15 protein-coding genes are annotated in these 19477 nt (G+C 31.4%); 10 read left to right on the top strand and 5 right to left on the bottom strand.

What is annotated here, in order from left to right; genetic code table 11:
- Positions 1-310: 310 nt before the first annotated feature.
- Positions 311-682, top strand: coding sequence for a hypothetical protein (locus BUC31_RS16535; RefSeq protein WP_073246328.1), 372 nt, complete (start codon positions 311-313; stop codon positions 680-682).
- A gap of 69 nt (positions 683-751) precedes the next feature.
- Here BUC31_RS16535 and BUC31_RS16540 read toward each other — a convergent pair whose 3' ends face one another.
- The 5 genes from BUC31_RS16540 to BUC31_RS16560 form a co-directional block, all read right to left on the bottom strand.
- Positions 752-1333 carry a hypothetical protein gene (locus tag BUC31_RS16540; RefSeq protein WP_073246330.1) on the bottom strand — a complete coding sequence of 194 codons (582 nt, stop codon included), beginning with the start codon at positions 1331-1333 and terminating at the stop codon, positions 752-754.
- A 163-nt stretch (positions 1334-1496) separates the two neighbouring features.
- Positions 1497-2744: a hypothetical protein gene (locus tag BUC31_RS16545; RefSeq protein WP_139251997.1), complete on the bottom strand. Its 1248-nt coding sequence runs from the start codon at positions 2742-2744 to the stop codon at positions 1497-1499.
- Between the two features lie 80 nt (positions 2745-2824).
- Positions 2825-3181 (bottom strand): PEGA domain-containing protein, encoded by a 357-nt coding sequence (locus tag BUC31_RS16550; RefSeq protein ID WP_073246334.1) that lies wholly within the window; start codon positions 3179-3181, stop codon positions 2825-2827.
- 72 nt (positions 3182-3253) lie between these two features.
- Complete coding sequence (locus BUC31_RS16555) at positions 3254-3610, bottom strand: DUF6567 family protein (RefSeq protein ID WP_073246336.1); 357 nt, start codon at positions 3608-3610, stop codon at positions 3254-3256.
- A 575-nt stretch (positions 3611-4185) separates the two neighbouring features.
- Positions 4186-5184, bottom strand: coding sequence for a hypothetical protein (locus BUC31_RS16560; RefSeq protein ID WP_073246338.1), 999 nt, complete (start codon positions 5182-5184; stop codon positions 4186-4188).
- A gap of 134 nt (positions 5185-5318) precedes the next feature.
- On the opposite strand from BUC31_RS16560, the gene BUC31_RS16565 reads away from it, so the two are divergent.
- The 9 genes from BUC31_RS16565 (at position 5319) to BUC31_RS16605 (ending at position 19474) form a co-directional block, all read left to right on the top strand.
- On the top strand, positions 5319-6545 hold the full coding sequence (locus BUC31_RS16565) for a PDDEXK-like family protein (protein WP_073246341.1): 1227 nt from the start codon (positions 5319-5321) through the stop codon (positions 6543-6545).
- A gap of 246 nt (positions 6546-6791) precedes the next feature.
- On the top strand, positions 6792-9164 hold the full coding sequence (gene hsdR / locus BUC31_RS16570) for an EcoAI/FtnUII family type I restriction enzme subunit R (protein WP_073246343.1): 2373 nt from the start codon (positions 6792-6794) through the stop codon (positions 9162-9164).
- 139 nt (positions 9165-9303) lie between these two features.
- Positions 9304-9798, top strand: coding sequence for a hypothetical protein (locus BUC31_RS16575; protein WP_073246345.1), 495 nt, complete (start codon positions 9304-9306; stop codon positions 9796-9798).
- Entirely contained in the window at positions 9795-11225 is a 1431-nt protein-coding gene (locus BUC31_RS16580) for a class I SAM-dependent DNA methyltransferase (RefSeq protein ID WP_073246347.1), read from the top strand. Before BUC31_RS16575 ends, BUC31_RS16580 begins: the two co-directional genes overlap by 4 nt.
- Position 11226: 1 nt before the next feature.
- Positions 11227-12867: a restriction endonuclease subunit S gene (locus BUC31_RS16585; RefSeq protein ID WP_073246349.1), complete on the top strand. Its 1641-nt coding sequence runs from the start codon at positions 11227-11229 to the stop codon at positions 12865-12867.
- A complete protein-coding gene (locus BUC31_RS16590) occupies positions 12864-15068 on the top strand; it encodes an AAA family ATPase (RefSeq protein WP_073246351.1) in 2205 nt (734 codons plus the stop codon). The genes BUC31_RS16585 and BUC31_RS16590 overlap by 4 nt, the downstream gene beginning before the upstream one ends.
- A complete protein-coding gene (locus BUC31_RS16595) occupies positions 15055-16029 on the top strand; it encodes an HNH endonuclease signature motif containing protein (protein WP_073246353.1) in 975 nt (324 codons plus the stop codon). Before BUC31_RS16590 ends, BUC31_RS16595 begins: the two co-directional genes overlap by 14 nt.
- Positions 16030-16338: 309 nt before the next feature.
- The gene (rnhA, locus tag BUC31_RS16600; protein WP_073246355.1) at positions 16339-17040 is read left to right on the top strand and encodes a ribonuclease HI; all 702 of its coding nucleotides are present in this window, start codon (positions 16339-16341) and stop codon (positions 17038-17040) included.
- A gap of 25 nt (positions 17041-17065) precedes the next feature.
- Entirely contained in the window at positions 17066-19474 is a 2409-nt protein-coding gene (locus tag BUC31_RS16605; protein WP_073246357.1) for a UvrD-helicase domain-containing protein, read from the top strand.
- The last annotated feature ends 3 nt before the right edge of the window (positions 19475-19477 follow it).

A 19477-nucleotide genomic window follows, 5' to 3' on the forward strand; every position in this document is an offset into this window, starting at 1 on the left:
AAATTAGCAATTTGGCTAATCTGAAGATTGAATATAGTAACTAGACCGTAATTTCCCTAAAAAAATATGAATAACTATAGAAAGTGCTTTATAGTGCACTAATTAGTATTTTTAGTTCTTTTACATTTAAAAAATTTATTTAAAGTGCATTATAGTGCACTATCGAGAATCAATTTTGTCTATGAATTCTTCTCTTCAGAAAAGCCGGGTAAACTAATCCTTTTGTTTTTTTTAATTTTAAGATTTTAATTTAGGAGACAATACTATGTTTGGTAGGAAGTCTACACCGAGGAATGTAAAAAAATAAATTATGAACACAAATCAAGAAATTTTAGATGAATTTGGAAAAATATTGATATCCGATGTATTTGACAAAGGGTATGAAATTATTAAAAATGACGTTTCCGATCTTGCGGAAACAGAAGGTTATGAGAATCTTTTTGTCAATATGAATAATGATCAAAAAAGGGAAATAGAAAAATATACTAAAGAAGTTTTAGAAGGTGCTTTATTTAACTTTCTTAAAATGTTTGAAGAAAAAGAACAATTTAAATTAATATATCAAAATGAGAATATACCAGTGAATTTGGTAAAAATTAGTGAGATGTTAAAGGCAGAACCTATTATAGAAAATGGTTGGATAAATCGATTTAGCGAATTTAAATTTACTGATAACAAATAATTATCTATCGAATGCCTAGTAATATATTTTATTAATTGAATTTTAATTGACAGTAAGAATGAAAAAAAATTATAACAACCCACTCTGTTTCCCAAACATGGGCTTGTATTTATCCCAGAGTTCTTGCTCGTAAAGCTCTAATAGATTGATAGCATTATCTTCTTGACTTGGCATATCAATTTTATATAGAGTTATTTTGATTTTACAATTAATATCCTTCGGAAATGAGTAAAGTAGGTGCATAGAATATACAGTTTTACCACCTAGCCCAAAATGATTTCGTATTCGTGTAGCTAAATTTTTTCTTTGACTTGAACCTACATAGAGATATTTACAAGGATCGTTTTTATCATTGACTTTGGAATAGCTTCGATCACCTTTTTTTTTCTTTTTAATTGTCTCAAAATTCTCCTGTACTTTTTCATATTTGTCACAGCCAACAAGTTCTACAGTATATATAATGTCATCCTCAGAATTTTTAAAGTATGATTTTATTCTTTTACTTAATTCTTCTGAATTTTCTTTTATAAGTTCTGATGAATCAATAGTGAAGTCATCTTTGTATAATTCTATGCTAGTCTTAGAGGCTAGTTCTTTTGTCAAAGCTAGTCGTTCAAGTATACCGTTTTTTAATTGTTGGGTTAGATTCATGCTTACTTTATTTTTTGGTATAATGACTTTAAAAAAAATATATTAAATATTTTAGCGCACTGCTTGTTTAGAGATTACTTGTGTTGATAGTGCTATATGTAGACTACATATTACTAAATACAAAATACGTTTAGATTCAGATATTTAAAACCATAGTTTTACTTTAAGATAAAACCTTATTAGTCTTTACAAAATCCCATTTTGTTTTTGGAACTGTACTATAATTCTTAACATCCATTATTTTCAAAGTAGCTTTTGATGGATATTCATAACAAAGCATAACTTCATTGTCAATTGCTTCTAAATAGAATCCCTTCATGGACTTAGGTCGGTTTTTTGCTTGTGTCTGATTAAAAAAATGGTCAAATGTACTTTCTCCTATTTCTTTAAGTAAAATTCTTATTGCATCGGTATCATTATTTCTAAACATAACCTTTAGTTTTACTGGGGTAGGTTCAATATGAATTACAGAATCCATAAGGACTTCTAAGGGAGTAACTTCGGTATTAAGTACATATTCATTTTGAACTTTGAAGGATTCACTGTTTTTTATTGAACTAGCACCAAATATAGATGATACTAAACCATTAGCCATAAACAAGCCTTGGTGTGCACCTTTTGACATTTCAATTGGGACTCCAACGTAAGGTTTAAATCCGCCGGCTATTAGGGCTGAATCCTTAATTAAATGAGCTCCAATACCTGCCCACATTGAACCAATTGCCAATTCTTTGTTGTTGTCAATAAACTTTTTTGATATATCCCAAAAGCGGTGTCGAGTAGGTGGTAAATTTTTATGTATTTGATCGTAAGTGTTAAGAATACCACGAGAAGTAAATTCAAATATTATACCCGAAACTATAGAATGGCTCATCCAATGGCGATGATAACCAATACCTGCATGTAAATCCAAGTCAGGTATACCTCCTTCTAAATCCATTCCACCCGCTGACATATAAAAAATCAAAATTGACATTACCCCTGAAGCCAATTTATCCACTAATTCGTTCTTGTTTTTTGGTATTTCTTTACTTAAAGTCTTTAATATGTCAGGAGCATTTTGTCGATAATGATCTAATTTTTCTAATCCTTTTTCTGTGTAGTTACTTAGCTTATCGAAATCTCTATTCAAGGATATTTTAATACCATTTGTCTTATACGTTTGAAACTTGTCAGTACTAAAGTCATATACATTTTTTGCTAAATTCTTTAGTTCGACTACTGCGTTTTTCTTAGAAGTATAAGTTTCTTTTGTAGTCTCAATAATTATTGACAATAATAATTCCCTAATTTCATTCTCATTGTATGTCTTCTTGATAGCTATAGTCAATTCTTCATAGATTTGACTTAAGTAGGTTTCACCTTCTGGGGTGATGACGAGAGTTTGCTTAGGAATAATTGTTGTGACCATACTCATCTTTTAAAAATACGGTTTTCTTAATAATCAATTGTTTGAGGTCTAGAAAAGTGACATTGTTAATTTAATAATTCTTAATTTTCTTCAACCGGTCTTAAATCGTAAATACGTCCCTTTTCATATTTCATGATCCATAAGAAAGGAACTAGTAGAAATATTCCACCAATTAACGGACCTACGGCTACTTTTTCGTCTTTAGAGAATGTGTCGTTGTAAGTTTCGTAGCCTTCTTTTTCAATTCTTATGGTATTGGAACTACCTACAATTTTTGAGTCTTTGTGCTTGTAAGGGGTTTGACCAACATATTCTCCATTTACATAGATTTTGGCATCACCAGGAACAGTGGTTATCATAGTTGAGCTTGCACAGCTTGTGAATAGGATTATAGTTGCTAGTAAACAAGCTTTCGTTTTTAAAAATTTTAGTTTCATTTCGTAGTAATTAATATGCGGTATCAATACTGTTAGAACAGAGTTAATACCGCATTTGTTTAATGATGCTGATTAGTTGAATTCTACAATGTCTGCAGTAACGTAACATTTTGTAGTTGCTACTATACCCAAGAATGTAGAGTATTTAAAATCTACGATTACATTTGCTAAGGTTTGGTTATCCCTTAGTGCAAAATTTTGTAACATATTAGCTTTTGCTTCTTTTACAATTGCTTCTCTTTTCATACCACCAATTCCTAATACATAGGTAGCTTGTGATTTACCCTGAATGTCTCTTTTTAAATAGGTAAAGTTGTTTGAACTTAACGCAGCTGAATTGGTCATAGATCCTGTTAATGCAGATGCACAACTAGAAAACATAATTGCAATTGATAATGCTAAACTTAATCTTACTAAAACTTTTTTCATTATAAATAAATTGTTTGGTTCCTACTCATATGGCTTTTCAGTTCCGCCTCGTTTTTATAGTGATTTCTGAACTTCACTTGTAAGTAAAAGGGTGTTTTATTTTACTCAATTTCAAAGAAAAGTATATTGCAATTATTTTGTTTACGGGATTCCGTAGTTCAGTGAAATATTTTTTAAATTTATTTTAGAGTTAACAAAATCATAGTTCTGACTTCCATTGTAGGGTAGGCGCTGTCCACCAACACCAACCATAATTAACCCCTATTTAATATATCTAAGTATTGGATAATAATGATTTGTGGTATTAGGGTAGGTGGTGGTAGCTTACGGGGTAGCTAATATGTAATTAAATGGGTAAGTAATTGTAATAGATTAGGGTTGGAAATGGTTAACAACTGTCCTATGTGTTACCCCCAAACACTTGATGTTGGTAGCTATTGGTAAGCTTAGGGTAGGCATTCGGGTAGCAAATGGTAGTTGCCTACCCCTTAAAACACTAAATTTTTAATAGTAGGGTAGGCTAGGGTAGCTATATGGGTAGGTGATTGGGTAACCATACATAACCATATTCAACCCTAATTTTGTAATGGGTCCAAATCATTAATCTTTGTGGTTACCCAAGCCAACCATTTTTCGGTTTTTTTATTGAATGTTCCATTTCTGATTTCATTTTTTTTTTTGGCATCCATAAACTTTCTTAGAAGTTCTGCCCGCTGCCAATTTTCTGCGTCCGTATAAAGTTGTGTTGTTTTATCTTCTTCAATTTTTTGAAGTCGTTTTATTTCTTGTTGTTTAAGTAATTCTATTTCCTTCAACTTCTCTTCTTCTGCTTGCTGTTTTCTTACATCTCTCCAGTAGGTCAGATCTTTTTCTATATAATCCAGAATATTTGGTATTCGCTCTTCAATCTTTATTTTCTCTGTATCTAACCAGCCTTTTCTTGCATGATATCCTGTTAAAAATTCTAATTTATTGCTCTTAACAAATTCCAGTCTGCTCCAGCCGTTATCATCTGTTAGTCTTACTCTGTGGTATTTCTGTCTAAGATTTATTTCTAGCGTTTGATCATATAGTTCCACATTGCACCTTCCGTATTCAAACTTAATTTTCATACCTCTTTGCTCCATGTTGTAGAGGAAGATGTTCATGAAGCTTAAGGCTCTTTTTTGTATTTTTTGATCGGTATGTATGGGTAATACGTTCTTTTGTCTATCCCATTTCATTCTTCCGACAGCGTCTATATAAGATGTAGTAATATTCAATTCTTTCTTAGCTCTTGTAACCAATGGGTGTGTTTTCTTTGGGTATAGAATTTTAGGTGCTGTCTTAATATTCTCTTTTACCTTTTTATATACTTCTAAATCTATTTCCTTATGAAAATCAATCTCTAATGGTAAAGCCGTTTTAGATACAGGTTTGCCAAACCGTAGTTTAGTCCAGTAACCTAATTCAGGTAATGGTATTTTGTTTTCAGTACACAATTGCTTAAAATCTGTATATGCTAATTCATGTTCTTTACAGATTTGTTTTAATGGCTTTGACCATACCAATTCATATAAATCTTTAAGTTTCATAATTTTATTTTTTCATCTTACGGAAACCCGTAACGCTAATTCTATAATTGTTATAATTTGCAAGAAGGCTCTAAAATTTTGGTTAGGGCTTTGTCTAATCTTAATAAAAGGTAAAGAATAACTACACATTTGCAATGAATCAAATATCGTATAAAGAGCTATTAAAGAGTATTGGTGAAATTTCTAAAAAGTATGAGGAACTTGAAAAAGTGTCAGGGGAGGCTTTTAATATTTTTAAGGTAATAAATATTACTTCAGAAGAAGTTAGGTTGCATTCAAAATTTTTAGCAGAGTTATTGAATCGTAAAGGATTACATGGACAAGGAGATGTATTTCTAAAGCTTTTTGTAAAGCAGTTGGGTATAAAGTTAGATACTTCGTCTACCACAGTTGAAGTTGAAAAATATATTGGGGTGAAAACAGATACTACTGGCGGGTATTTGGATATTTATATTTCAGACAATAAAGGAGGATGTATAACTATAGAAAATAAAATTTATGCAAAGGATCAAGAGAACCAGTTGCTGAGATATTTTAATCATAAGGCAAGTAATATTTTATACTTAACATTATGGGGTGACGAACCTGATGTAGATAGTCGCAAGGATTTACTAGTAGATAAACATTTTAAAATAATTTCATATCAACAAGATATAATTGGATGGCTTCAAGAATGCCGAAAAGAAGCTGTTGAGCTACCGCTATTAAGGGAAGGGATTACGCATTATATTAATTTAGTCAAGATATTAACAGGTCAAACAGGAACAACAAAAATGAATAATGAAATAACGGATTATATAGTTTCATCGCCGAATATCTTAGAACAGGCTAGGTTGATTGCAAATAATATGAATGATGCTAAGGTTCAAATACAATGGTCATTTTGGGAAAGTTTGGAAGAAAAGTTAATTAAGGAAGATTTAGTATTATTAGATAAGAAAAAAGTTAATTGGCAAAATGTAGATGATTATTATAAGAAAGGCGGAAATAAGAATGCCTATTATGGTTTTTGGGTGAAATTGTATCAACAAAATGATGTGACCATTCATTTTGGAATTGAATTATATGATAAAATTTATTTTGGATTTACTGTTGAAAAAAACGGTGTTGGTGGAATATCCAATCTTGCGGAGTTTCATGAATTTAGAGACATGGTTGCTCGAATAAACTCTAATTATAAAAGTACCGATCATGGTTTAGGATGGAGAGATACTGAAGAGGAATTGAATTTTAGAACGTTCAATTCACAAGCTATTTTTGATCTTGCAGACGAAAAGAAACTAGATGAAAAAACAAGTGATATTGCAAAGTATATAGCAGGAGATATTAAAGCCATGAATGAGAAGTTAAACAGTATTTAAAAGTTTAGTACTTGTAAATATGGATAAATTAACTCACAAGTTTTATGCTATTTATTTCATTATTAGTTGGTTGTAAATCTTATGATTTCTACGTTGATATCATTGGTAAGTAATCGTATATTTAACCTCACAGCCGTTTGTTGAATTTTCCCTCTAACAACAAATAAGTTATTATTTAAGTAGTATAAATTAGTTCTGTTTTAATAGTAAGTATTATTGTTTTGTGAACTGAAGGACAAATTTTAAATGAACAAAAAAGACCTTTCCGAAAGAGATATTTGCACCAAGTTTATAAATCCTGCTATTCAAAAAGCAGGTTGGAATATGAGGACTCAAGTAAGAGAAGAAGTTTCTTTTACCGATGGTAGAATTATAGTGCAAGGAAATCTTTATACAAGAGGTAAAAGCAAACGTGCCGATTATATCCTGTATTATAAATCTAATATTCCAATAGCTGTTATTGAAGCTAAAGACAATAAAAAGCCTGTTGGTAACGGAATGCAGCAGGCGTTAGATTATGCAGATATTCTACAAATACCTTTTGTGTTTACTTCTAATGGAGATTCATTTGTATTTCATGATAAAACGAATACATCTGGTGCTTTAGAAAAAGAAATTCCTTTAGATGATTTTCCGTCTCCAGAAACTTTATGGCAGAAGTATTTAAAGTTTACAAATATTGAAACCCCAGAGGCACAAGAGATAGTTGAAAATGATTATTACGCTGATGATAGCGGAATGACGCCTAGATATTACCAACAAAATGCCGTTAACAGAACCTTAGAAGCTGTTGCTAAAGGTCAAGATAGAATTATCTTGGTAATGGCAACCGGTACTGGAAAAACCTATACTGCTTTTAATATCATTTGGCGTTTATGGAAAACAGGCGTTAAGAAACGCATCTTATTTCTTGCAGATAGAAATGCATTACTCACACAAACTAAGAATGGCGATTTCTCCCCTTTCGGAAATGATATCATGCATATTATTAAAAACCGGAAGATTGATAAATCCTACCAAATATATTTTGCACTTTATCAAGGTCTAACAAGTACAGACGAAGATAAAAATGCATACAAAGAGTTTAGTCCAGACTTTTTCGATTTAATTGTAATTGACGAGTGTCATAGGGGTAGTGCTTCTGAAGCTTCGGCTTGGAGAGCAGTTTTAGATTACTTTAAAGGAGCTACGCAAATAGGTTTAACAGCAACACCTAAAGAAACTAAAGATGTTTCTAATATGGACTATTTTGGAGAGCCTGTTTATAATTACTCTTTAAAACAAGGTATTGATGATGGCTTCTTGGCACCTTATAAAGTAGTTAGAATTACTACAAGTATAGATGATGGTTGGAGACCTACTGCAGGCTTAATAGATAAGTATGGTAATGAAGTAAAAGACCGTATTTATAACCTAAAAGATTACGATAGAACATTAGCGATAGATGAACGTACAGAAGTTGTAGCAAAAAAGATAACAGAGTATCTTAAAGCAACAGACCGTTTTGCTAAAACCATTGTTTTTTGTACCGATATTGACCATGCAAATAGAATGCGTCAAGCTTTAATAAATGAAAATGCAGACTTAGTAGCTAAACATTGGAATTACTGCGTCAAGATTACAGGCGATGATGAAGTAGGCAAACAAGAACTAGATAATTTTACAGATGTTGAAGAACGTTTTCCTGTAATAGCTACAACTTCTAAAATGCTGACTACGGGTATTGATACAAAAATGGTGAAGTTTATTGTGTTAGAATCTAACATACAATCTGTAACTGAATTTAAACAAATTATTGGTCGTGGTACTCGTATTCGTGAAGCAGAGGGTAAAGTCTACTTTACGATTATGGACTTTAGAAAAGCGACAAATATATTCGCAAGACCCGATTTTGATGGTGATCCTGTTCAAATTTATGAACCAGAGCCTGGTGAGCCAGTAGTTCCACCAGAGGATGACACTACACAACCAGATAATGAGGAACCAATTGACCCTGGTGATTTTATACCTCCTACAACCCCAGATATAGGTATTGACGAAGGGGAAACAGAAATAAAGAAATACTACGTTAATCAAATTCCCGTATCGGTTGTTCATGAGCGTGTTCAGTATTACGGTAAGGATGGTAAGCTGATTACAGAATCTTTAAAAGATTATTCTAGAAAAAATATATCGAAAGAGTTTAGTTCATTAGATGATTTTATTCAAAGATGGAATGACTCAGAAAAAAAAGAAGAACTAATAAAAGAATTAGCAGAACACGGTGTACTATTAGAAGCTTTGCGAGAAGATGTTGGTCAAGATTTAGATGCTTTCGATTTAATCTGCCACGTTGCTTTTGATCAACCCGTACTTACAAGGCTAGAAAGAGCAAATAACGTGCGTAAACGAAACTACTTTACCAAGTACAATGAAACAGCGCAGAAGGTTCTAAATAGCCTTTTAGACAAGTATGAACAAGAGGGTATTATGTCTATAGAACAGGGTTCTGTATTAAAAGTTCAACCTTTAAGTCAAATGGGTTCTCCTGTTGAGTTGGTAAGAGCCTTTGGTAAGAAAAAAGATTTTGACCAAGCAATAAAGGAATTGGAAATCGAAATATATAATACAAGTGCTTAGTAAATACGGATACGACATATTTAAAGCATGCCAAAATGTATCCTCACGCTACAGTCGATGGCGTTATCAAGGAAATACTAGATTTCAACAGATTGAGCGTGTTTTTGCATATGAGTTGTATCACCAATTGCGATTAATAATGCTGGAAGAGGAGGTTAACTACGCTCAACTTCAACTAAATGGTGAAATTAGTAAGCTAGATAATAATTTAACTTTAGAAGGATGTGGATATGATGGGGATAATGAGTTTATCATAGAGAAATTAGGCAGAAGATTAAGAGTAATTCCGGATTTAGTGCTACATAAGAGTCAGAATTATCGAGAATTTGATGGGCAGAAGGTGATTGTAGAAATTAAAACTGGCGATGATAACCCTACACATGATATATTTGATTTAATCAAACTCTTAAATTTTGTGGAGCAATTGAACTTTGAAAATGCAATTTTTGTAGCAGTAAATAAGGATAGGCAACAATTGAGTAATGATATAAAAAAGTCTTTTGAAAATTTAGGGAAAGAATCATATTCAAAGTGTAGCATAATTTTCTATACAGGAGTTGATTTAAATAATGACAATCTTTTACATCCTAAAGTTTTTTTCAAATCAATAGAGGAAATAATTAATAATAGATGAGTAACATAACAACCAACATAAAGGGCATACGCGATATCATGCGTAAAGATACAGGAGTAGACGGAGATGCACAACGTATCTCTCAAATGGTGTGGATGCTTTTTATGAAGATTTTTGCCGATAAAGAAGAAGAATGGGAAATTACGATAGATGGTTACGAAAGTCCTATTCCTGAAAAATTCAAATGGCAAAATTGGGCAGCAGATGATGAAGGGCGTACAGGTGATGAATTAATGGAGTTTATAAACAATGAACTATTTCCTGCACTTAAAGAGTTGGACATAACCATAAGTCCCCAGGCTCAAATTATACGTTCGGTATTTGATGACACCTATAACTACATGAAAAATGGAACACTCTTCCGTCAAGTTATAAATGTCATTAATGAGATAGATTTTAATAGCACTACAGAGCGTCATTTGTTTAATGATATCTATGAGACTATTTTAAAAGAACTACAATCTGCGGGTTCTTCTGGGGAGTATTATACACCCAGAGCGGTTACCCAGTTTATGGTAGATATGATTAATCCACAATTGGGAGAAAGCATCTTGGACCCTGCATGTGGTACCGGTGGTTTTTTAACTTGTACGATAGACCATTTGCGTGGACAAGTAAAAACTCCGAAAGGCAGAGATGTTTTGCAAACTTCCATTAGAGGCATTGAAAAAAAGCCATTACCCCATTTACTGTGTACTACCAATTTAATGTTGCATGGTTTTGATTTGCCAACAGTACGTAGAGATAATTTATTAAGTAAGCCTTATGCAGATTGGGGTGCAAAAGATAAGTTGGATATTATTGTCACTAACCCTCCTTTTGGTGGAGTGGAAGAAGATGGCACGGAAACCAATTTCCCTAAAAAGTTTAGAACCAAAGAAACAGCCGATTTATTCCTAGCTCTAATTATTAAGCTACTTAAAAATAATGGACGTTGTGCTATTGTATTACCAGATGGTACTTTGTTTGGTGAAGGCATGAAAACTCGCCTTAAAGAGGAGTTGTTAGAACGTTGTAACCTACATACCATAGTACGCTTGCCTAATGGCGTTTTTAACCCTTATACAGGTATTAAAACCAATCTATTGTTTTTTGAAAAAGGAACACCAACCAAAGAGGTTTGGTATTATGAGCATGTGTACCCTAAAGGCGTAAAAAGCTACAATAAAACCAAGCCGATTAACATTAATGAGTTTGATGTAGAAAAAGCCTGGTGGAACAACCGTAAGGAAAACCCATTTGCTTGGAAGGTTTCTATGGAAGAAATAAAAAAGCGTGGTTATAATTTAGATATTAAAAATCCGCACCAAGAAGTAGATACATTAGCAAGTCCCGAGGTGTTGTTGGAAAAGTTTAGAGCTACCGAAGAGAAAATTTCTACTATACAAGATGAAATTATAAATGTGTTAACCGAAGCTTTAAAATAATATGCAGCTACTAAAACACTTTAAAGAACTTACGGTTAGACTTAAAAATGTTGAAGAATTAAAAGGTTTGATTTTACAGTTGGCATTACAAGGGAAATTAACAGCTAATTGGAGAGAAGAAAATCCAGATATTGAGCCTGCTTCGGAATTGTTGAATCGAATTCAAAAAGAGAAAGAAGAACTAATTAGAGAGAAAAAATTAAAGAAAGAGAAATTACTACCTGAAATATCTATTAATGAAACTTCTTATAAATTACCAAATACTTGGCATTGGTGTAGGTTACAAAATATAATTAAGATTTCTTCGGGAAAAGGATTGACTTCTGCCAATATGGATAAGTCAGGAAAAGTCCCAGTTTATGGTGGTAATGGTATAACAGGATATCATAATATTGGAAATGTAATCAAACCTACAATCGTAATTGGTAGGGTGGGTTTTTACTGTGGAAGTATACATCTTACAGAAAAAAATGCTTGGGTAACAGATAATGCCTTTATTACTTATTACTCAGAGGATAATATATCACGAGATTTTCTTTTATTGTTATTAAGTGGTACAAACTTGAAAGAAGATGAAAATGCAACAGCTCAACCAGTTATTTCTGGCAGAAAGGTTTATCCAATTGTAGTTTCTCTTCCACCACTAGAAGAACAAAAGGAAATTGTAAACGTAGTAGAAACCCTTTTTAAAGAAGTAGAACAATTAGAGCAATTAACGGTTAAGCGTATTACTCTAAAAGAAGACTTTGTAACTTCTGCTTTAAACCAACTGACTACAAATAATGCTAACCAAGAATGGACTTTTCTACAAGAGCATTTTAAAAGTTTCTTTAATGAAACCACTAACATTAAAAAGTTACGAGAAACGGTTCTACAATTAGCCGTTCAAGGAAAATTAACTGCAGATTGGCGGGCTAATAATCCTGAAGTAGAAGATGCTTCAATTTTATTAAAACGAATACAAGAAGAGAAAGTACAACTTATTAAAGAGAAAAAAATAAAAAAGGAAAAAGCCTTACCGAAAATTACTAATGAAGAAATTCCTTATAAATTACCTGATGGTTGGGTTTGGTGTAGGTTTTACGAAATTGCGAATATTGCTTCAAATTTAGTACAGCCAGAAGGGTATCTTGATTATCCACACATTGCACCAAATGTGATTGAAAAGAATAACGGTATTCTTTTACCTTTTAAAACTATTAGAGAAGATAAGGTTATAAGTTACAAACACTTATTTAAGCCTGGTCATATTTTGTATTCCAAAATACGTCCAAATTTGAATAAGCTAGTTAAAGTTGATTTTGAAGGTCTTTGCTCTGCGGATATGTATCCTATTGATAGTTATATTTTTCAAGACTATTTATTCTTATTTATGCTTTCAAAAGAATTTTTAAGACAGTCTGTAAAAAATGACACAAGAGTTGCAATGCCAAAAATAAATCAAACAGAACTCAATAAGGTTATTATTTCTATTCCTCCACTAGAAGAACAAAAAGCCATTGTTCAAAAAGTAAATGCTTTAATGGGTTTATGTGATGCTTTAGAGCAAGAGATACAACAAAGCCAAGCACATAGTGAGCAGTTAATGCAGAGTTGTTTGAGAGAGGTTTTTGAGGGGGAACGTAAAATGGAAGAGGTATGAGTGGGTTTAGGTTGTTGGCAATAAGACCTTCAAATGATTGTGATAAACAATTTTTAAAGAATTTGAATCAAGGTGATTTTTATAAATTTTATCAAGATTATGATTTTGTTATTGATGAAAAAGAAAATAATGTAGTTGAGGTAAAATATAAGTCAAGTGTTCCAAAAAGTCTTTATGGTGAGAATATTAGTGTTTCAGCAGTTGTTGGAAAAAATGGAAGTGGTAAAAGTACTATTGTGGAGCTTTTAAGTCTCTTTGTTTTTTGTTTAGCTAAACAACTTGATTTAATAAAAATTGAAGATTTCAAAGAGTCTCATAGACTTTCTGTTAAAGATCAAAAACGAATAGACGATGAGATAAAAAGATTTAAACTATTTAATTGTGAAATTTATTTTTTGATTGATGAAGAAATACACGGCTTAATAAAAAATAAGCAAGGGTTTGAGAGCATTTCGTATATTAAAACATTATCTAATGATCAAAAAGAGGAATTATTCACTTTAGAATCTAAACTAGACTTATCAAATTTAAGTAAAGAGTCAGAAAAGAATGAGTTTTTAACAAATTCCTTCTTTTATTCTATTTTGGCTAACTATTCTTTATATGGATTAAATACAAATGAAACAGGAATTTGGTTAAGGTCAATTTTTCATAAAAATGATGGATATCAAACACCAATTGTTTTAAACCCAATGAGGACAGAAGGTAAAATAGACATCAATAGACTTACTTATTTATCAAAATCTAGATTATTAGGTAATGTTTTTAAAGAGCTAGAAGAAGGACAAAAGGAAGAAGACAGTTTACGAAGTTTAGTTAATAATAAAATTGTACACAAAATAACTTTACAATTAGATTTTACAAAATTTACAATTGTAGATGAAAATAATCTAAAACCAGGACAGAAAGCAATTGACATTATCGATATTGATGATAAGTCCATTTATTTAGAGTATACCGAGAGAAATAAAAATAGAAATAAGCACGATTATTTTAGTTTGTTAATAAAAGCATTTTTTCCAGAAAATGATTTTGTAGATGTTTCATTTTCTAATAGTAAAATTAAAAGAATTTGTAAAGAATACATTTTAAAGAAAGTAGAAGATGTTATTAAAAAGTATCCACAGTTCAAAGCTTTTAAAAATAGAGTATTCAGAGTAAATACAAAACAAGAAATTATAGAGCAATGTTTTAGTAGATTAGCTGTAGATTTTACTCATAGCACCTTTAAAATTAGACAAGCCCTTAATTTTCTAGTCTATGATTTATATAATTTAAAGAATAGAAGTGGTCATTCTTATGAGCTTTCTACAACGTCTAAAAAAGGTATTGTTGATAAAGTAAATAATAAAAGAAAAGAAATTTTAAACAGCGAACTAAAAGAGAATGAACAACTTTTCGAAATTAATCCTAACGAAAGTGATATAGAAAATAATAACAAGGATAGTTATAGAAGACATAGCTTAACTAACTATTTACCACCTTCCTTTTTTGAAATTGATTTTGAATTTAAAAATGAAGGCTCTTTTAAGGATTTAAGTTCTGGTGAGAAACAGATAATTTATAGTATTAATTCAGTTGTTTATCATTTGATAAATCTTGATTCCATTTATTCTATGGATATAGAAGATGGACTTTCATATAAATGTTTTAATATCGTTTTAGACGAAATAGAACTATATTTTCATCCTGAGTTTCAAAGGGTTTTTATTAATGAATTGATTAAATCTATAAACTCTTTTAGAGGATTTAATTATAATTATAATATTATTTTTTTAACACATTCGCCATTTATACTTTCAGATATTCCAACTTCCAATATTTTAAAATTAGATAAAGGAAATATCCAAAATAACAACAGGGAAGAAGAAACCTATGCTGCAAATGTACATGACTTGTTAGCTAATGACTTTTTTCTTGAAAATGGTTTTATGGGTGAATATGCTAAACAAAAAATTAAAGATTTACTAAGATATTTAACCTATGATGAAGGAAAGGGTGATAAAATAGATAATGAAAAACCGAAATTAAAATGGAATCCGATTCTAGCTGAAGAATTTATAAAAATTATAGGAGAGCCACTGTTGAAATTTGATTTAAGAGAACTTTATTTAAGTAAATTTTTTAAAGAGGAGCGGATTGATGCTGAAATAGAAAGGCTTCAAGAATTAAAAAGAACAGGAAGAGATGATTTCAATTAATCAAAATATTATTTCTAATATTTTAGATGCAAAATCTACCGAGGTTGATACATTAATTGCAGGAGCTAAACAATCTGTTGTCGATTTCAGAAATACTCCTGATAAAAGCGGTGGTAGAAATATTAGAATCCCAATTACTTTAAAACAAGCTGAAATTGAATACTTAGATAAATTAATTAGTGAGTTTGAGAGTATCGTAAAAGCTGACCCTAAAAAACTAAAAGTATTAAAAAGTGAATTTGATGCTGTTATTACGGGCGAAAATCTTGCAAAACATAATAAGGAATTTAAAAATGAATTGCTCGTTAGAATGGGATATTCTAAATTAAGAAATGACTACTACTCAGGCTACTTTGAGAGTACGGGTTTAAAAGCTTGTGTCTATTGTAATTCGCAATTGGCGGTTACAGTGCGTTCTTTCAAAGGCAGTAAATCTGCTAAATTTCAAGTTGATCATTTTTTGCCTAAATCAGAATATCCTTGTTTTAGCATTTCATTTTTTAATCTACTACCAGTTTGCGGGCCATGTAACGGCACCAAACAGACTAGCTTAATTGATTTTAATGTATATTCAAATGACCCACTAGATTTAAAGGATTCTCCATTCAAATTCCGACTAGATAAAAAATCAATTGTTTCTTATAGAATTAATGGGGTTAAGGAGAAACTTGTAGTTAAGTTTGACGATCCTTTAAAGAAAGCTATTAATGAAAATTTTGATATTGAAGGGATTTATTCAACTCAAAAAGACATAGCTGAAGAGCTTATTCTTAAATCAATCATATATAATGAGAAATATTTGAAATCTTTAAGATATTCTTTTGGAAAACTATATCCTGATAAAATTCCAATGGCAGAGAGACTTTTGGTAGGTAATTATACAAGAGTTAAAGACATACATAAAAGGCCTATGTCAAAATTCACACAAGATATTGCAAGGCAATTAAAACTAATTAAGTAATGTCCAAGACCACCAACAATACAAATAGTTCTACCATATGGTTCACCAACGATTGTTGAAGAAGTCGAATTTATCAACAGTTTAATAAAAGCCTTTTTCTTGGATTAAGAATAAACTAAAAGTAGCAACTAAACGAGAGATGGTTCATTTTACGGGCGATTATTACTTATTTGGGAGTAAAGAAAGTATTTCAACTGTTCTAGGACGTTCTGCTAATGTTTGAACCTTATGGAAATATAAAATTGTAAGACCTTAGATGAGGAATTAAATGGGCTAATTAAAAATGGTAAAGAAATATATAAACTACAATTGGAAACTAAAGTTATACCACATATAGAATTATTCACCGATGGCGGTGCAGAACCCAACCCCGGTAAAGGTGGTTTTGGGGTAATTCTTAGCCATAAGGGTAGGCAAAAAGAATTCTTTGAAGGGTATGAACTTACCACCAATAACCGCATGGAACTAATGGCGGTGATTGTTGGTCTAGAAAAAATAAAAACCAAAGCAAAAGTTACGGTGTATTCAGATTCTAAATATGTGGTAGATGGTATTGAAAAAGGCTGGGCAGAAAATTGGGAACGCAACAATTGGATAAAGAAGAAGGGTAACTTAGTACTCAATAAAGATTTATGGGAAAGGTTGTTGAATGTAATAGATGAGCATGATGTAACGTTTAACTGGGTTAAAGGGCATGCCGGTCATATAGAGAATGAACGTTGTGATGTTTTAGCTACCAAAGGTATTAATTCTGAAAATAAAATTACCGATGAAGGCTATTTGGAATACTTGGAGCATATAGATTGGTACCAAGAACAGAAAATAGAAAAAGAGGGAGATACATGTAGAAAATGTAATACTGCAGTTATAAAAAAGAGCCCAAAGAAGAGAAAGATAAAGCCAGGGCAAAATTATTATTATGAGTATTATCTCTTCTGCCCAAATTGTAAAGTCATGTATATGGTAGAAGATGCTAAAAGAGAAGTGTCAGATGACAATACGTTGTTTTAAGTCTCAAATTATTTAAGTGTACCAAATGAAAAACCTATCAACCAAAACCGATTTATCCACATTAAATGACAAGCAACGTGCGGCTGTACTATCTGAATGTAATCGTCTGCTTGTTTTAGCAGGTGCCGGTTCTGGAAAAACCAAAACCTTACTTCATAAAATAAATTACCTAGTAGATGATAAGCTTGTAGACGCCAAAAATATTCTGGCAGTAACTTTTACTAAAAATGCTTCTAATGAGATGCTTGATAGGTTAATTGTATCCGCAGATAAAACGGGTTACTATGAAAAATTTATAAATACTAAAGGTGTTTCCGTTGCTGAAAAGAATAAAGAACGGCAGTCATTTTTGAAAAAATTTCCATGGTTAGATAAGTTAACAGTCAAAACAATACATAGTCTGTGTTATCAAATTATAAAAACCGATGGCGTACATGTATATGATAATAAATTTAAAATAGTAGCCGACCATAAGTCAAGTAATGAGTTTCTTGGCAATACAGCAGAAGAGACCGTTGGCGAAATCATTGAAAAGGTCACCATCAATCTGTCAAGTAACAAGCCGTTTCTCTTAAAATTAAAGCGCTACATATTAGATTACTTTGTAGATTTTATTCATCACTATAAAGAACAAGAGGAGTTTAGACCAGAAAGCAAGTTGTTTACAACTTTAAAAGGAGATAAAGTCCGCTCTAAATCTGAACAGTTTATAGCAGATTGGTTTTATCGTAATAGTATCGATTATATTTATGAGAGACAAGTAAGGGTAGAAGGTAAAACTTTTCACCCCGATTTTTTTATTCCTCAGGCAAATGTTTATTTAGAACATATTAGTAATAAAAGTCACCCATCTTTCTGGAAAGAAGGTCAAATGAAGATTGCAGGTAATACCTGTATAAAAACCTACGATGACGCCACACATAATTCAGCCATATTCAATAAGATTTTAGATCGGGTTATAAAAGGCAAAATAAGCGATGATTTAAGTTCGGCTACAGTGTTGCATTATGATGAGGAATTTTCAAAATTTAGAAAAGAAATTAGAAAATTTTTTAGAGAGGTAAACGAGGTAAGAAATAAGATTGTAAACTCTGAGAAACCTATTGAACAAATAATAAATGAAGCTTCAGAAAGTGATTTTGAGAGAGTTCGTATGTTCTATGAACTTGCAATACCAATCATTAATGAATTTAGCGATTATTGTACCAATAAATCATATTTAGATTTCGACGGTTTATTGACCAAGAGTATTCAATTGTTAGAAGAGTTTCCAAACATTCGTGAAAGGTACCAGGATCGATATAAATATATTTTGGTAGATGAGTTTCAAGATGTAAATAACCTACAAGTAAAATTACTTGATCTACTTACAAAAACGTCAACACAATTATTTTGTGTTGGTGATGATTGGCAGAGCATTTACGGTTTTAGAGGATCTGAAATAGGGTACATCGTAAATTTCAAAGAACATTTTGAAGATTCAGAACTGTTGACTCTCAATTTAAATTACAGAAGCACAGACCCAATAGTTTGCGCATCTACAGAGGCTATCAAGAAGAATAAGTTTCAAATACCAAAAGAAATAAAAGCAGTTAAGCAAGGTGGGCAAAAGATTAAAATATTTTATGAGGAACAAGAAGGACAATCAAATGCTTTTATATGGGAAGCAATTGAAACTCATATTGCCGAAGGCATAAACTCTGAAGATATTTTAGTGCTTTATAGAAGAACTGCAATGGCATCAGATTTAATAAAAGCTTTAAAAAATAGCGGTCACAAAGTTCAATTTAGAACCATACATAGTGCAAAAGGATTAGAGGCTAAAGTTGTATTTATTTTAGGCTTACACTCAAACAAAGGTGGGTTTCCTGATCCATGGTTACAGGATAAAATTTATCAAGTAATTAAACCAACTGATTATGATGATTTGTTAGAAGAAGAAAGAAGGTTGTTTTATGTAGCTCTGACCAGGGCTAAAGACCATCTGTATTTGATATCAAAAAAAGGTGCAGTTTCAGACTTTATTAGAGATATACCAGATGAGTATATTTTCTTTAATCAACCAGAAAATAATAATGATTCAAATAAAATGGTTCTATGCGTTAATTGTGAGTCGAAGCTAGAAGACCATTATAAGTTTTGTCCCACTTGCGGAAATACAGTAGTTGAGGAAGTTGAAATTGATGCAGATTTAACGGCGAAACAAAAAATAGAAGAGATAATAAGAGATTTACCATTTTCAGCTGCTAATGACAATAAGCAAAAAAAGGAAGCAAGAATTAAGTATAAGAGGGCTTATGAACCATGGGCGCAAGAGGAAGATAATATATTAAAAAGCTATTTTCAATCTTTTTCCTTTGAAGAATTAAGTGATCTTTTTGGTAGAACATATAACAGTATCAAATCTAGAATTGAGCATTTGAAAATAAAATAGATA

It is taken from the genome of Maribacter aquivivus (genome assembly GCF_900142175.1).
GTDB classification, from domain to species: domain Bacteria; phylum Bacteroidota; class Bacteroidia; order Flavobacteriales; family Flavobacteriaceae; genus Maribacter; species Maribacter aquivivus.

What these genes read in the sequence shown, in the direction of transcription:
- BUC31_RS16535 (WP_073246328.1), top strand. Translation starts at nt 311, where the DNA reads ATGAACACAAATCAAGAAATTTTAGATGAATTTGGAAAAATATTGATA.
- BUC31_RS16540 (WP_073246330.1), bottom strand. Translation starts at nt 1,333, where the DNA reads ATGAATCTAACCCAACAATTAAAAAACGGTATACTTGAACGACTAGCT.
- BUC31_RS16545 (WP_139251997.1), bottom strand. Translation starts at nt 2,744, where the DNA reads ATGGTCACAACAATTATTCCTAAGCAAACTCTCGTCATCACCCCAGAA.
- BUC31_RS16550 (WP_073246334.1), bottom strand. Translation starts at nt 3,181, where the DNA reads ATGAAACTAAAATTTTTAAAAACGAAAGCTTGTTTACTAGCAACTATA.
- BUC31_RS16555 (WP_073246336.1), bottom strand. Translation starts at nt 3,610, where the DNA reads ATGAAAAAAGTTTTAGTAAGATTAAGTTTAGCATTATCAATTGCAATT.
- BUC31_RS16560 (WP_073246338.1), bottom strand. Translation starts at nt 5,184, where the DNA reads ATGAAACTTAAAGATTTATATGAATTGGTATGGTCAAAGCCATTAAAA.
- BUC31_RS16565 (WP_073246341.1), top strand. Translation starts at nt 5,319, where the DNA reads ATGAATCAAATATCGTATAAAGAGCTATTAAAGAGTATTGGTGAAATT.
- hsdR (WP_073246343.1), top strand. Translation starts at nt 6,792, where the DNA reads ATGAACAAAAAAGACCTTTCCGAAAGAGATATTTGCACCAAGTTTATA.
- BUC31_RS16575 (WP_073246345.1), top strand. Translation starts at nt 9,304, where the DNA reads ATGCTGGAAGAGGAGGTTAACTACGCTCAACTTCAACTAAATGGTGAA.
- BUC31_RS16580 (WP_073246347.1), top strand. Translation starts at nt 9,795, where the DNA reads ATGAGTAACATAACAACCAACATAAAGGGCATACGCGATATCATGCGT.
- BUC31_RS16585 (WP_073246349.1), top strand. Translation starts at nt 11,227, where the DNA reads ATGCAGCTACTAAAACACTTTAAAGAACTTACGGTTAGACTTAAAAAT.
- BUC31_RS16590 (WP_073246351.1), top strand. Translation starts at nt 12,864, where the DNA reads ATGAGTGGGTTTAGGTTGTTGGCAATAAGACCTTCAAATGATTGTGAT.
- BUC31_RS16595 (WP_073246353.1), top strand. Translation starts at nt 15,055, where the DNA reads ATGATTTCAATTAATCAAAATATTATTTCTAATATTTTAGATGCAAAA.
- BUC31_RS16605 (WP_073246357.1), top strand. Translation starts at nt 17,066, where the DNA reads ATGAAAAACCTATCAACCAAAACCGATTTATCCACATTAAATGACAAG.